At 55.6% G+C, this 13,917-nt stretch carries 12 protein-coding genes and 3 tRNA genes; 3 read left to right on the top strand and 12 right to left on the bottom strand.

From position 1 onward, the window contains the following. Position 1 precedes the first annotated feature (1 nt). From hflK to nnr, 8 genes are all read right to left on the bottom strand, one after another. Complete coding sequence (gene hflK / locus EXW94_RS24240) at positions 2–1,261, bottom strand: FtsH protease activity modulator HflK (RefSeq protein WP_042713437.1); 1,260 nt, start codon at positions 1,259–1,261, stop codon at positions 2–4. A gap of 56 nt (positions 1,262–1,317) precedes the next feature. Next, positions 1,318–2,598 (bottom strand): ribosome rescue GTPase HflX, encoded by a 1,281-nt coding sequence (hflX, locus tag EXW94_RS24245; RefSeq protein ID WP_010427502.1) that lies wholly within the window; start codon positions 2,596–2,598, stop codon positions 1,318–1,320. A 74-nt stretch (positions 2,599–2,672) separates the two neighbouring features. Next, positions 2,673–2,984: an RNA chaperone Hfq gene (gene hfq, locus EXW94_RS24250; RefSeq protein ID WP_008502919.1), complete on the bottom strand. Its 312-nt coding sequence runs from the start codon at positions 2,982–2,984 to the stop codon at positions 2,673–2,675. A gap of 85 nt (positions 2,985–3,069) precedes the next feature. Next, on the bottom strand, positions 3,070–4,020 hold the full coding sequence (gene miaA, locus EXW94_RS24255) for a tRNA (adenosine(37)-N6)-dimethylallyltransferase MiaA (protein WP_148400938.1): 951 nt from the start codon (positions 4,018–4,020) through the stop codon (positions 3,070–3,072). After that, positions 4,013–5,857 carry a DNA mismatch repair endonuclease MutL gene (gene mutL / locus EXW94_RS24260; RefSeq protein ID WP_148400939.1) on the bottom strand — a complete coding sequence of 615 codons (1,845 nt, stop codon included), beginning with the start codon at positions 5,855–5,857 and terminating at the stop codon, positions 4,013–4,015. The genes miaA and mutL overlap by 8 nt, the downstream gene beginning before the upstream one ends. Before the next feature lie 9 nt (positions 5,858–5,866). Beyond that, positions 5,867–7,210, bottom strand: coding sequence for an N-acetylmuramoyl-L-alanine amidase AmiB (amiB, locus tag EXW94_RS24265; protein WP_108417897.1), 1,344 nt, complete (start codon positions 7,208–7,210; stop codon positions 5,867–5,869). A 16-nt stretch (positions 7,211–7,226) separates the two neighbouring features. Next, on the bottom strand, positions 7,227–7,688 hold the full coding sequence (gene tsaE, locus EXW94_RS24270) for a tRNA (adenosine(37)-N6)-threonylcarbamoyltransferase complex ATPase subunit type 1 TsaE (protein WP_008502923.1): 462 nt from the start codon (positions 7,686–7,688) through the stop codon (positions 7,227–7,229). Continuing rightward, a complete protein-coding gene (gene nnr / locus EXW94_RS24275; protein WP_174341217.1) occupies positions 7,681–9,204 on the bottom strand; it encodes a bifunctional ADP-dependent NAD(P)H-hydrate dehydratase/NAD(P)H-hydrate epimerase in 1,524 nt (507 codons plus the stop codon). The genes tsaE and nnr overlap by 8 nt, the downstream gene beginning before the upstream one ends. On the opposite strand from nnr, the gene queG reads away from it, so the two are divergent. After that, a complete protein-coding gene (queG, locus tag EXW94_RS24280; protein WP_120159568.1) occupies positions 9,203–10,342 on the top strand; it encodes a tRNA epoxyqueuosine(34) reductase QueG in 1,140 nt (379 codons plus the stop codon). The genes nnr and queG overlap by 2 nt on opposite strands. A gap of 270 nt (positions 10,343–10,612) precedes the next feature. Here the strand turns inward: queG and EXW94_RS24285 are convergent. The 4 genes from EXW94_RS24285 to orn all read right to left on the bottom strand — a co-directional run bounded on the left by EXW94_RS24285 (position 10,613) and on the right by orn (position 11,671). Further along, positions 10,613–10,688, bottom strand: a tRNA-Gly gene (locus tag EXW94_RS24285). A gap of 45 nt (positions 10,689–10,733) precedes the next feature. Beyond that, a tRNA-Gly gene (locus EXW94_RS24290) sits at positions 10,734–10,809 on the bottom strand. Between the two features lie 44 nt (positions 10,810–10,853). After that, positions 10,854–10,929, bottom strand: a tRNA-Gly gene (locus EXW94_RS24295). A gap of 196 nt (positions 10,930–11,125) precedes the next feature. Further along, the gene (gene orn, locus EXW94_RS24300; protein ID WP_089600925.1) at positions 11,126–11,671 is read right to left on the bottom strand and encodes an oligoribonuclease; all 546 of its coding nucleotides are present in this window, start codon (positions 11,669–11,671) and stop codon (positions 11,126–11,128) included. Positions 11,672–11,778: 107 nt separating this feature from the next. Here orn and rsgA point away from each other — a divergent pair, with 107 nt between their 5' ends. Both rsgA and asd read left to right on the top strand, forming a co-directional pair. Next, a complete protein-coding gene (rsgA, locus tag EXW94_RS24305) occupies positions 11,779–12,831 on the top strand; it encodes a small ribosomal subunit biogenesis GTPase RsgA (RefSeq protein ID WP_010427739.1) in 1,053 nt (350 codons plus the stop codon). Positions 12,832–12,929: 98 nt separating this feature from the next. Beyond that, the gene (asd, locus tag EXW94_RS24310; protein WP_148400397.1) at positions 12,930–13,898 is read left to right on the top strand and encodes an archaetidylserine decarboxylase; all 969 of its coding nucleotides are present in this window, start codon (positions 12,930–12,932) and stop codon (positions 13,896–13,898) included. Positions 13,899–13,917: the final 19 nt, after the last annotated feature.

Genomic DNA, 13,917 nt, shown 5'->3' on the forward strand with positions numbered 1-13,917 from the left:
CTTATTCCCCCTGACGCTGGTAGTCGTTACGCTGCGCGTTAGCACGGCGTTGGTCCATAATGTCACCATCGTTCGAAGAAGGCGTTGTGTTCGCGCTGGCGCTGCCTGAAGAGGCTGGTGGCAGACGCAGCAGGTTATTCGCACCGCTGGTGTCTTTCGCAGCCGGTGCAGAACCGCCTTTCAGCATCTGATCCAGCGGCAGGACCATCAGGTTTCCGCCTTTGCTGTCGTTAACCAACACTTTGCGGGTGTGGCTCAGCACTTTTTCCATGGTCTCGATATACAGACGCTCGCGGGTTATTTCCGGTGCCGCTTTATACTCCGGCAGGATCTTCGCGAAGCGAGCCACTTCACCCTGTGCTTCCAGGATGGTCTGCGTCTTATACGCGCGTGCTTCTTCCAGAATACGCTGCGCCTGACCGTTAGCACGCGGCTGAACCTCGTTGGTGTACGCTTCAGCTTCACGGATGTACTGCTGTTCGTTTTCACGTGCAGCAATCGCATCGTCAAATGCGGCTTTCACCTCTTCCGGCGGACGCGCCGCCTGGAAGTTGACGTCCAGCAGGGTGATACCCATGTTGTATGGACGAATGGTCTCTTCCAGCTCGCGCTGGGTATCGCTACGAATAACGGTACGACCTTCGGTCAGAATACGGTCCATGGTGTACTTGCCGATCACGCCACGCAGGGCGCTGTCGGTCGCCTGACGCAGGCTGTCATCAGCGCTGGTCACGCTAAACAGATAACGCTCAGGATCGGTTACGCGGTACTGCACGTTCATCTCAACGCGAACGACGTTCTCGTCAGAGGTCAGCATCACGCCAGATGCCGCCAGTTCACGGACGGACTCCACGTTAACCGCGGTGACGTTGTCAACGAAGGTCGGTTTCCAGTTCAGGCCCGGTTCAACCAGATGGCTGAACTTACCGAAACGAGTGACCACGCCGCGTTCTGCTTCTTTAATGGTGTAGAACCCGCTGGCTGCCCAGATGATTACCACCGCAGCGGCCACAATGCCCACTACGCGGCCACCCATTGGCGGGCGCGGACTCTGAGTGGAATTACCACCCGAGCCAGAACCTTTTCCTCCGCCAAGGCCACCGAGCTTTTTGCTCAGCTTGCGGAAGATATCATCCAGATCCGGCGGCCCCTGCTCGCGACCACCTTTGTTGCCATTTCCCCCAGAGTTGCCGCCTTGATTATTGCTGCTTCCCCACGGGTCGCGGTCTTGTCCGTTATTACCGGGCTGATTCCACGCCATGTATATGCTCCATATTTGTTATGCAAGGGCGAATTATTCAGGCTTCCCCTTTCTGATCAGACGATATAGTCTGCCAGCGCAGGTTCTTGTTTACAGAGGCGACGCCAGTCAACGATCGGCATACGCACCTGCATCCCCACGCTGCCGTCATCCTCCATCCACTCTTTTTCTATCGCCTGAAGCTGATAAAACCGGCTGCGCAGCCTGCCTTCCTGTGGCGGCAATCGCAGCGTGTGCTGGGCGACCTCACCGGAAAGACGTTCTGTCAAAGCCTGGAAAAGCAGTGGCACACCGATACCGGTCTGGGCAGAAAGCCAGACCCGAATCGGTTTGTTCTCTTCATCTCTGTCGATACGCGGTTCGAAATCGTCCAGCATATCGATCTTGTTCATCACCAACAGCGTTGGGATTTCGTGGGCGTCGATCTCTTCGAGCACCACGTTCACCGCGTCGATGTTCTCCTGCACGCGTACGTCAGCCGCATCAATCACATGCAGCAGCAGGGTCGCCTGACGCGTCTCCTGCAACGTTGCTTTAAACGCCGCCACCAGGTCATGCGGCAAATGACGGATAAACCCTACGGTATCCGCCAGCACCGTCTCACCGACGTCTGCAACGTCAATACGGCGCAGCGTCGGGTCCAGGGTCGCAAACAGCTGGTCTGCGGCATAAACCTGGGCCTCGGTGATCTGGTTAAACAGGGTGGATTTACCGGCGTTGGTATACCCCACCAGCGACACCGTCGGGATATCGGCTTTCGTTCGCGCCCGACGTCCCTGCTCACGCTGTTTCTCAACTCTTTCCAGACGTGAGAGGATCTGGGTAATACGGCCACGCAGCAAACGACGGTCGGTTTCGAGCTGGGTTTCACCCGGGCCGCGCAAACCAATCCCGCCTTTTTGTCTTTCAAGGTGTGTCCAGCCACGCACAAGACGCGTTGCCAGATGGCGCAACTGCGCCAGTTCAACCTGCAGCTTACCTTCGTGGGTACGCGCACGCTGAGCAAAAATATCTAAAATCAATCCCGTGCGATCGATAACACGGCATTCGCAAAGGGCTTCCAGGTTGCGCTCCTGGGCTGGAGACAGCGCATGATCAAACAACACGACTGACGCGCCGGTTGCTTTTACGGCATCCGCAATTTCGACTGCTTTACCTTCACCAACAAAATACTTTGGGTGCGGCGCTTTACGGCTACCGGTAATCACCTGCATTGCTTCGACACCGGCAGAAGAGACCAGAGATTCAAACTCCTGGAGGTCTTCCATATCTTTGTCTTGCGAAAAATAGATGTGTACCAGCACCGCCTGCTCACCGGCATCATAACGGTCAAACAAGCGTAAACCTCTCTAAAAAGATCAGCGGGGAACGCAGGATCCCTGGCTCCCCGTGTGGATAACAGTGCGAAACCTTATTCGGTCTCGTCGCTGTCCTGCGCCGGCGTTGAAGAACCCTGCGCGTTGCTGCCATGATGGTAGTTACTACCAGTGCCGCCGCCAGCGTTATTGCTGTGATGAGATACCGGACGGGACGGAACAACAGTAGAAATAGCGTGCTTGTAGACCATCTGACTGACCGTGTTTTTCAACAGAATCACGAACTGATCGAAAGACTCAATCTGACCTTGCAGCTTAATACCATTCACCAAATAAATAGAAACTGGAACACGTTCCCGACGCAATGCGTTCAGGAACGGATCTTGTAAAGATTGCCCCTTAGCCATTCTATCTTTTCCTTATATGCTTGTTTTGTACTTAGAACCTTGCGATTCTGAAAAATTGCGCACGATACGTCTCAATTGTACACATTCAGTCAGCGATATCACCAACAACCTCAATCACTTCGTTTAACGCCTGTTGCGGCTTTTCACTGTCTAACCAGTGAACGCCCTCCCAACCGCGCAACCAGGTGATCTGGCGCTTCGCTAACTGCCTCGTGGCGCAAACACCTCGATAAACCATTTCATCGTATGAAATCTCACCTTCAAGATATGACCACATCTGGCGGTATCCCACACAACGAACGGAAGGCATATCCGTATGCAAATCTCCACGGGCAAATAGCGCCCGCACTTCTGCTTCAAAATCTGAAGCCAACATCTGATGAAAACGCTGCTCAATTCGTTGATGGAGCAGTTCACGGCTCGCCGGGGCGATGGCGAACTGATGCACCTGATACGGCAGAGCGTCTCCTGACGTTTGCGTCAGTTCCGTTAAAGTTTTACCCGAAATGAAAAAAACTTCCAGTGCCCGGGAAAGCCTTTGCGGATCATTCGGATGGATTCGCGCTGCAGCAACCGGGTCAATCTCCGCCAGTTGCTGGTGCAAAACGTCCCATCCCTGCTCTGCCGCCTGCTGTTCAATCCTGGCTCGTACGTCCGGATCTGCCGATGGCAGAGGCGATAACCCCTCCAGCAGCGCCTTGAAGTAGAGCATGGTTCCGCCAACCAGTAGCGGTATTCGTCCCGCAGCGGTAATGTCGGCCATCTCGGCTAAGGCATCGCGGCGAAAGTCTGCTGCGGAGTAGGCCTGAGCCGGGTCGAGAATATCCAGCAAACGGTGCGGTGCCGCGCGCAGTTCGTCTGCGTCTGGCTTCGCCGTGCCGATGTCCATTCCTCGATAAATGAGGGCGGAATCGACGCTAATCAACTCTACAGGCAAAACTTTACGTAACTCAATGGCTAACGCTGTTTTACCGGAGGCCGTCGGGCCCATTAAAAAAATCGCCTTAGGCAGGCTCGCCTTTCTTACGTCAATCATGTCTCAGGGCGGTCATCGCCGTTTTTAAATCAACAGGTTGTAATAATCCACCCGGCGGCGTTTTCACCAGATGTGGGCAAAGGCGTTCAACCTCTGCCAACACGGTAATCGCCTGCGCCATACTCCACGGAGAGTGTTCGCTGGCCAGATGGCGAGCGATCCACTGCGCGGTGTTGGCGGCATCAAACGACGTTTGCTGCGCCAGGTAGCCTATCAGTTCAGGAATCAAGTTTTGTAAATTTTGTTGGCGTAAGGGTAAAGGCACTGCGCGAATTGTCACATGCTGCGCTTCCAGCACGATTTCTATGCCCATTTCGGCAAGAAGCGCCTGTGCACGCTGCAAAACCCCTGTTTCTTTAGGGGTTATCTTTAACCGGACCGGGATCAGCAACGGCTGTGCGCAGGCGGCGTTTTCCCCCGGCGTCAGCTGCGCCTGTTTAAGCCAGCGTTCCGCCACCGGCAACGCCAGTAGCATCAGTTTCCCCTCGCGTTCGAGCAATGCCATATCCGGAGCAACAATCGTCAGTACACGACCAAAGCTCTGGCTATGCCCGTCCAGTGAAGGTTGCGACACCTCGATATGCTCTTTACGTTCCACGGCGGGCGTATCAAGCAGTTTGCGGTACAACGCCCCCTGCTGCTTCTGATAACCCGGCTGAGCGTTGGGGTAGTTCGCCCCCGTAGGGCGAGGTGCGCTGCCCGCCGCGGAGAAACGCGGAGCCGACGGTTCGCGGGCAGCAGCGGGTTCAGCAAAGTGGTTGCGGCCTGCCGCCACCCGGTTTTCCGGCAGCGGACGCGGTGCCGGGGCGTCGTTTTCCAGCGGCAGCGTTGGCTCCGCCTGCTGCTGCAATACCGTGACAACACCCTGATAAATAAAGTCATGAACCAGACGTGACTGGTGGAAGCGCACCTCATGCTTCGCAGGATGGACGTTCACATCCACCTGATGGGGGTCGATCTCCAGATAAAGCACAAACGCGGGCTGTTGATCCGCGCCGAGTTTATCTTCACAGGCCTGACGAATGGCGTGGTTGATCAGGCGGTCGCGCATCATGCGGCCATTCACGTAGCAGTATTGGATCTCAGCAAAGGCGGCGCTGCTCGCGTTCGGATCGGCCACCCAGCCGCGCAGCGCCAGATCGCCATGCTGCCACTCTATCGCCAGCGCTTTTTCAAGGAACGGCGTGCCGCAGATAGCCCCTAACCGGCGTTCCTTCTGCCCACCTTCCGCCACCGCACGATACTGACGCATCACCTTGCCGTTATGGCTGAGGTTGATGGTGACATCGAATCGCGCCAGCGCGATGCGGCGAATGATCTCATCGATGTGTCCGAATTCGGTCTTCTCGGTACGCATGAACTTGCGTCGGGCGGGGGTGTTATAGAACAGGTCCAGCACTTCGAGCGTGGTACCGACAGGGTGCGCCGCAGGTTTGACCGTGACGTCCATATCGCGCCCTTCAGCGTAGGCCTGCCAGGCCTCCTGCTGTTCCGCGGTACGGGAGGTCAGGGTTAAGCGGGATACGGAACTGATGCTCGCCAGCGCTTCGCCGCGAAAACCAAGGCTGATAATGGCTTCCAGATCGTCCAAAGAGGCAATTTTACTGGTGGCGTGACGCGCCAGCGCCAGCGCCAGCTCGTCTTTTTTGATGCCACAGCCGTTGTCACGAATACGAATAAGCTTTGCGCCGCCGCGTTCGATATCAATATCAATGCGGGTTGCCCCCGCATCGAGGCTGTTTTCCACCAGTTCCTTCACCACCGACGCAGGGCGCTCCACCACCTCACCGGCGGCGATTTGGTTCGCGAGCTGCGGCGGTAGAACCTGAATCGGCATGAATTCTCCTTAATTTGTGGCGGTCATCTCACCCGGCAGCGCGGCACTGGCCGTCTGGCCAGCACCGCTTTGCGGCGCTGACTGAAGCGGATGGGCTTCAAAGTATTTACGCAGACCGTTATAAATCGCTTCGGCAATCTGCTGCTGGTAACTGTCGCTTCCCAGCAGGCGCTCTTCACCGTTGTTGCTAATAAAGCCCGTTTCCACGAGGATCGATGGAATATCCGGCGAACGCAGAACACCCAGGCTCGCATGCTCCGGACGGCGCTTGTGCAATGCCCCGATGCCCTGCAGCTGGTTCAGTACGTTAGTCGCGACATCATACCCGACGCGCTGGGAATGACCGAACTGTAAATCCAGCACCGCCTGGCTGAGATACGGGTCAGACTGGCTATTAGCCAGCACATCACCCGCACCGCCTAACAGTTCAGATTGTTTCTCATGCTCTTCAAGCCAGTTTGCCATTTCACTGTTGGCGCGACGGTTCGACAGCACCCAAACAGAGGCGCCGGTCGCGCTACGATTCGGCGCGGCATCCGCATGAATGGAGACCAGGAAGTTTGCGTTTTGCTTACGCGCCACGTCCGAGCGTCCCATGACGGAGATAAAATAGTCGCCGTCGCGAGTAAGCACGCCTTTAAACATCGGATCGTCGTTTAACAGCGTCCTGAGCTTGCGGGCTACCGCGATTGTCACGTTTTTCTCCCGCGTACCGCCCGGGCCAATTGCGCCCGGATCCTGCCCGCCGTGACCTGCATCGATGGCGATGATCACTTTGTCACCGCTGACCGCCGCGCGTCGTGCGCTGGCCGCCGGACGCGTCACCGTATTACTGCTGGTTGCCGCTGTGATGCGATCGTTTTGCGACTTAAACGGATTACGGGCAGGTTCAGACGGACGCGGGGTATACACAGGTTCTTCCACGCGCTTCGCCACCACCGGTGCAGGCGGTGGAGGTGGCGGCGGTGCGTCGGCATTGATGGTAAAGACCACCGTATAGTTCGCCCCGTTTTGCTGCTTCACCGCTCGGGTTTTACCCTTTTCAGTCAGATCGACAACCAGGCGTAACGACTGGCTATCCTGCGGCGTTCCCGAACGAATACTTTTCACCAGGTTGTTACCGCTGAACCGCAGCGGTAATCCCTGGATTACGCCCGTTTGTTTGATATCCAGCGCCACGCTGTGGCTGTCTGGCTGAGAAAACGCATATTCTGGGTCGCCCATAAAGCTAAACGTGATCCGGGCCTGATTTTCCCCGTTCGACACCTGAATATCTGAGAGGCTCGCCGCCCCGGCCTGCGCGCACAGCAGCACCGTGGCAGCCAACAACCAACCTTTAACGCGATTTTTCATCCCGTCATCCCTACGCTTAACCGGCCAGTCGCGCCAGTAAGGAACTGCCTGATGAGGAAACAGCACTGATGCGTGCCTCACGCCCTTGTGCCTGGTAATCTAAGTGAATTTCGACATCCGGGTCAGGCAGCACACCCGCACCTTGTTGCGGCCACTCCACCAGGCAAATGGCGTCGTTGGCAAAATAATCACGGATCCCCATAAATTCCAGCTCCTCAGGATCCGCAAGGCGGTATAAATCGAAGTGGTACACCATGAGATTTTCAAGGGTGTACGGTTCTACCAGCGTGTAGGTTGGGCTTTTCACATTCCCGTTATGGCCTAACGCCTGCAAAAAACCCCGGCTGAAGGTGGTTTTCCCCGCACCTAAATCACCATAAAGATAAATGACGGTTGCCCCCTGACAGGCCTGCGCCACGCGCTTGCCGAGATCTAAAGTGGCTTGTTCATCAGGTAAAGGAATCGCTCGATTAGTCATTTTCTACGTCAATCACATCCGGGTTAACAACACGCCGTAGCGTGCAAAAAAGATCGGTGGCCAGCATACCGCGCGTACCATAGCGTGCAGCAAGCTGGTCAGCCGCTGCGCCGTGGGCCACACAGCCCGCACAGGCTGCATCATAAAGGGGAAGTTTCTGTCCGAGCAATGCGCCAATGATGCCAGACAACACATCACCCATGCCCCCGCTCGCCATGCCTGCATTTCCGGCATCAATAATACCCAGCGCATCCTCGCTGGCGATAACGGTTCCCGCCCCTTTTAAAACAGCAACACCTCCGTAACGTTTTACCAGACGCTGGGCAGAAAGTAAGCGATCGCTTTCAATTTCTGCCACGCTGCAGTTAAGCAGCCGCGCGGCCTCGCCGGGGTGTGGCGTCAGGATGCGATTGTGACGCTTATCCGGGTTTATTGCCAGAAGGTTAAGCGCGTCGGCATCCCACAGCATCGGTTTACGAAAATTCTCGACCTTTTGCAGGGCTTGTTTACCCCATGCCTGCTGCCCAAGCCCGGGGCCAATCACCACAACATCGGCCCATTCGAGGCTCTCTTCCAGCGTCTGCGGCGTGAGTTCATGCACCATTAACTCTGGTCGGGCGGTAACGATCGGGATGATATTGTCACTACGCGTTAACACCCGCACTAAACCGGCACCACAGCGCAGAGCCGCCTCGCCGGTCATGCGGATAGCGCCCGCCGTGCCGTGGTCACCCCCGACTATCACCAGCCTGCCGTGATCGCCCTTATGGGACGTTGGACGGCGCGGCGGCAGCCATCCGGTCAACTGTGAGGCGTCATATCGTGAAACTTGCGTATCCTGTCCCGCCAGCCAGCGTTCAAGCCCCAGCGCGTTGTGATGCAGTTTCCCCACCACATCCCGCGCTTTTCCGGTTAGCAGACCCGGTTTCAGGGCAATAAAGGTGACAGTATGTGACGCCTGAATCACCGCCCCCGGCGTCGCACCGGTTTGCGCGAGCAATCCAGAGGGGATGTCCAGCGCCACCACCGGTGCGGGATGCGCGTTAGCACGCTCAATCAGCGCGGCAATGTTGTCGCGGGGCGCGCGCATCAGACCGGTGCCCAGCAGACCATCAACGACCAGATCCACATCTTCCGGCCAGAGGATATCTGACGCATGAATCACACCGCCTGCGTTCAGCCAGGCCTCTCGCGCCGCACTGGCTTCTTCCGGCAGCGGATGTTCGCTCTCAACGGCCAGTAACGTGACGCGAAGACCTGCCGCCACGGCCAGACGGGCGACGACATAGCCATCGCCGCCGTTATTACCGTGTCCACATAAAATGAGCCAGTGAGCGGCCTGCGGGTACGTGCGGCGGGCAACGTTAAACGCCGCCTCACCCGCGCGTAGCATCAGTTCGTAAAGGGTAATGCCGAGACTATCTGCAGCCTCTTGTTCGGCACGTCGGAGCGCATCCGCATGCCAGATGGAATGTGGTATACTTGCGGGGTTTTTCTTCACCGTATGGTCCGTCATGTCACAGCCCCTCGATCTCAATCAGTTAGCGCAAAATATAAAACAGTGGGGTGCTGAGCTTGGCTTCCAGAAGGTGGGCATCACCGACACCGACCTCTCCGCCAGCGAGCCCAAACTGCAGGCGTGGCTGGACAAACAGTACCACGGCGAGATGGAGTGGATGGCGCGTCATGGCATGATGCGCGCTCGTCCACACGAGCTGTTGCCGGGCACATTACGCGTCATCAGCGTGCGCATGAACTACCTGCCCGCCAATGCGGCCTTTGCGCGCACGCTCAAAAATCCCTCTTTGGGTTACGTCAGCCGGTATGCTCTGGGGCGTGACTACCATAAGCTTCTGCGCAACCGTTTAAAAAAACTTGGGGAAATGATTCAGCAGCACTGTGTTTCGCTGAATTTTAGACCCTTTGTGGATTCCGCGCCTATTCTTGAGCGTCCGATTGCTGAAAAAGCGGGGCTTGGCTGGACAGGTAAGCACTCACTTATCCTTAGCCGCGACGCCGGTTCGTTCTTTTTCCTGGGTGAACTGCTGATAGATTTACCGCTGCCGGTAGACGGCCCGGTAGAGGAAGGCTGCGGACGGTGTGTAGCCTGCATGACCATCTGCCCGACAGGCGCTATTGTCGAGCCTTATACCGTTGACGCACGCCGCTGCATCTCCTATCTCACTATCGAACTGGAAGGGGTCATTCCTGAGGAATTTCGACCGCTTATCGGCAACCGGATCTACGGTTGTGACGACTGCCAGTTGATCTGCCCGTGGAACCGCTATTCGCAGCTCACGGACGAAGAGGATTTCAGCCCACGTAAGGCGCTGCATGCACCACCGCTTATTGAGCTGTTCGCCTGGACAGAAGCCTGGTTCCTGAAAGTGACGGAAGGTTCGGCCATTCGCCGTATCGGTCATTTGCGTTGGCTGCGAAACGTTGCCGTTGCGCTGGGCAATGCCCCGTGGGATGAAGCGAATATTCAGGCACTCGAAAGCCGTAGAGGTGAGCACCCACTACTCGATGAACACATAGAGTGGGCGCTTGCACAGCAAATTGAGAAGCGAAATGCCTGCGTGGTCGAAGTGCAGTTACCCAAGAAACAGCGGCTGGTGAGGGTGATTGAAAAAGGGCTAACGCGGGATGCCTGAACTATTCACAGCCTGTGTATAAAATTACAAACTCAGGCGCCATCAGGGCTGGCAAAGAGGTCAAGTGATCTCACTAACATTTTGAAATGATATTTTCTTTTTATAAATCAGAATGTTATAAAGATACTATTCACCCTGCGAAGCGTTTGGCACTAACAGTTCAGCGGCAGCTTCTGTGGATAACTCTGTTTACAAGAGTATTTCAGATGAAATAGAAAACGTCCCCAACGGAGCATTCCGCTGTGGATAATTTGAATATGAAGAAGAATTTGGAGCGGGAAACGAGACTCGAACTCGCGACCCCGACCTTGGCAAGGTCGTGCTCTACCAACTGAGCTATTCCCGCTTGGGTGTTCTGGTGCTGTGCGTATCTTGCGATACTTTCAAATTTTGGAGCGGGAAACGAGACTCGAACTCGCGACCCCGACCTTGGCAAGGTCGTGCTCTACCAACTGAGCTATTCCCGCTTGGGTGTTCTGGTGCTGGCGTATCTTGCGATACTTTCAAATTTTGGAGCGGGAAACGAGACTCGAACTCGCGACCCCGACCTTGGCAAGGTCGTGCTCTACCAACTGAGCTATTCCCGCAAATCTGTACTGCTTTTGTTGCTGTCGTAACGTGTAATTCTCTGTCGTTACGGGAGGCGTATTATACGAGAAATCCTTTTAGCTGCAACCCCCCTTAAAGCGATTTTTTTGAAAATCCGTTCAAATGCTTAATTAATCGGCAAGCTGAACAATTTAACGACAAAAACCCGGCCACGCAAGGCGCCGGGTCGCAAAATCACAGCTTTATAAAGTTTTCGCGGTAGTACGCCAGCTCCGCAACCGACTCGCGAATGTCGTCCATCGCCTGGTGTGTTCCCTGCTTTTTAAAGCCGTCGAGAATTTCCGGTTTCCAGCGACGTGCCAGCTCTTTCAGGGTGCTGACATCCAGATAGCGGTAGTGGAAATACGATTCCAGCTCCGGCATGTACTTAAACAGGAAGCGACGATCCTGACCAATGCTGTTACCGCAGATAGGCGATTTGCCCGCCGGAACCCACTGTTTCAGGAATTCAATGGTTGCCAGCTCTGCTTCGCGGTCGCCCTGGGTGCTGGCCTTCACGCGCTCTACCAGCCCGCTGCCGGTATGGGTACGCACGTTCCATTCATCCATCAGCGCAAGTTGATCGTCAGACTGATGTACCGCGATGGTTGGCCCTTCCGCCAGAATATTCAGGTTGGCATCGGTGACCAGCGTTGCAATTTCAATGATGCGATCGCGCTCGGGATCCAGCCCGGTCATTTCAAGATCGATCCAAATCAGGTTGTTTTCATCCGCGCTCATGTTATTTTCCACCCTTCTCGCATAACCGGCAGTAGCAGGTTAACTAGTATTAATTAGAGTGTATCATAGAGGTTTTGCCCCTTACGGGCGACCAGGAGCCAGCGCGATTGAGTAAAAATAAACTCTCCAAAGGGCAGCAGCGCCGCGTAAACGCCAACCACCAGCGCCGTCTTAAAACTACTTCGGAGAAACCGGATTACGACGACAACCTGTTTGGTGAAGCGACAGAGGGCGTCGTGATTAGCCGTTTTGGTATGCATGCTGATGTCGAATCCGCCGACGGGGATATCCACCGTTGCAATATCCGTCGCACTATCCGTTCACTGGTAACCGGCGATCGCGTTGTCTGGCGTCCGGGTAAAGAAGCCGCTGAAGGGGTGACGGTTAAGGGCATCGTTGAAGCCGTGCATGAACGCACGTCGGTGCTGACCCGTCCTGATTTCTACGACGGTGTTAAACCCATTGCCGCCAATATTAACCAGATCGTCATCGTTTCGGCGATTTTGCCTGAGCTTTCGCTCAATATTATCGACCGTTATCTTGTCGCCTGCGAAACGCTGCAGGTTGAACCGATCATCGTGCTGAACAAGATCGATCTGCTGGATGACGACGGCATGGCCTTCGTGAATGAGCAGATGGATATCTATCGCAAGATCGGTTATCGCGTGCTGATGGTCTCCAGCCACACCAAAGATGGCCTGAAGCCGTTAGAAGAAGCGCTGACTGACCGAATCAGTATCTTTGCGGGTCAATCTGGCGTAGGTAAATCGAGCCTGCTGAACAACCTTCTCGGCCTCCAGCAAGAGATTCTGACCAACGATGTGTCCAACGTTTCGGGTCTGGGGCAGCACACCACCACCGCCTCGCGTCTTTATCACTTCCCGCACGGTGGCGACGTGATTGACTCGCCGGGCGTACGTGAGTTTGGCCTGTGGCACCTTGAGCCGGAACAAATCTTCAACGGGTTTGTCGAATTCCATGACTATTTAGGCGCTTGCAAATATCGCGACTGTAAGCACGACAACGACCCTGGCTGCGCTATCCGCGAAGCGGTAGAGAACGGTGAGATTGCGGAAACTCGCTTCGAAAACTATCACCGCATTCTTGAGAGCATGGAAGACGTAAAAACGCGTAAAAACTTTTCTGATTCTGATAACTGACAACTAAGCTAAGCATCGCTAAAATCGTCCCCTTTTTTTCAGGTTCCGGCGCTTTTCCGCCGGATCAGGAACGACAAAACAATGGCCTGGAGGCTACCTTGTTAAACTCATTCAAACTTTCGCTTCAATACATTCTGCCAAAACTGTGGCTCACTCGCCTGGCGGGCTGGGGCGCGAGCAAACGAGCGGGCTGGCTGACCAAACTGGTCATCGACCTGTTCGTGAAATACTACAAGGTCGACATGAAAGAGGCGCAGAAACCGGACACAGCCAGCTATCGCACCTTTAACGAATTCTTCGTGCGTCCGCTGCGCGACGAAGTGCGCCCGTTAAATACCGATCCTAACGTGCTGGTGATGCCTGCGGACGGCGTGATCAGCCAGCTCGGTAAGATTGAAGACGACAAAATTCTGCAGGCCAAAGGCCATAACTACACCCTTGAGGCGCTGCTCGCAGGTAACTACCTGATGGCAGATCTGTTCCGTAACGGTTCCTTCGCGACCACCTACCTGTCGCCGCGCGACTATCACCGCGTACACATGCCGTGTAACGGTATCCTGCGTGAGATGATCTACGTGCCGGGGGATCTGTTCTCCGTGAACCACCTGACCGCACAGAACGTTCCGAACCTGTTCGCCCGTAACGAGCGCGTCATCTGCCTGTTTGATACTGAATTTGGCCCAATGGCACAGATTCTGGTGGGTGCTACCATTGTAGGCAGTATCGAAACCGTCTGGGCGGGCACCATTACCCCGCCACGCGAAGGCGTGATCAAACGCTGGACCTGGCCTGCCGGTGAAGCGGAAGGCTCTGTGGCCCTGCTGAAAGGTCAGGAGATGGGTCGCTTTAAGCTGGGCTCTACCGTGATCAACTTGTTTGCACCGGGTAAAGTGAACCTGGTTGAACAGCTGGAAAGCCTGTCGGTGACCAAACTGGGCCAACCGCTGGCGGTGTCTACCGAAACCTTCATCACGCCGGACGCAGAGCCTGCGCCGCTGTCTGAAGAAGAGATCAACGCCGAGCATGACGCCAGCCCGCTGGTTGACGACAAAAAAGACGAAGGCTAACAACAGAAGGATCGCTGAC

It is taken from the genome of Enterobacter sp. JMULE2, assembly GCF_013337145.1.
Taxonomy (GTDB): Bacteria; Pseudomonadota; Gammaproteobacteria; order Enterobacterales; family Enterobacteriaceae; genus Enterobacter; species Enterobacter mori.

Excerpts from the sequence above, each read along its gene's own strand:
- hflK (WP_042713437.1), bottom strand. The coding sequence starts at position 1,261 with ATGGCGTGGAATCAGCCCGGTAATAACGGACAAGACCGCGACCCGTGG.
- hfq (WP_008502919.1), bottom strand. The coding sequence starts at position 2,984 with ATGGCTAAGGGGCAATCTTTACAAGATCCGTTCCTGAACGCATTGCGT.
- miaA (WP_148400938.1), bottom strand. The coding sequence starts at position 4,020 with ATGATTGACGTAAGAAAGGCGAGCCTGCCTAAGGCGATTTTTTTAATG.
- mutL (WP_148400939.1), bottom strand. The coding sequence starts at position 5,857 with ATGCCGATTCAGGTTCTACCGCCGCAGCTCGCGAACCAAATCGCCGCC.
- amiB (WP_108417897.1), bottom strand. The coding sequence starts at position 7,210 with ATGAAAAATCGCGTTAAAGGTTGGTTGTTGGCTGCCACGGTGCTGCTG.
- tsaE (WP_008502923.1), bottom strand. The coding sequence starts at position 7,688 with ATGACTAATCGAGCGATTCCTTTACCTGATGAACAAGCCACTTTAGAT.
- queG (WP_120159568.1), top strand. The coding sequence starts at position 9,203 with ATGTCACAGCCCCTCGATCTCAATCAGTTAGCGCAAAATATAAAACAG.
- nnr (WP_174341217.1), bottom strand. The coding sequence starts at position 9,204 with ATGACGGACCATACGGTGAAGAAAAACCCCGCAAGTATACCACATTCC.
- orn (WP_089600925.1), bottom strand. The coding sequence starts at position 11,671 with ATGAGCGCGGATGAAAACAACCTGATTTGGATCGATCTTGAAATGACC.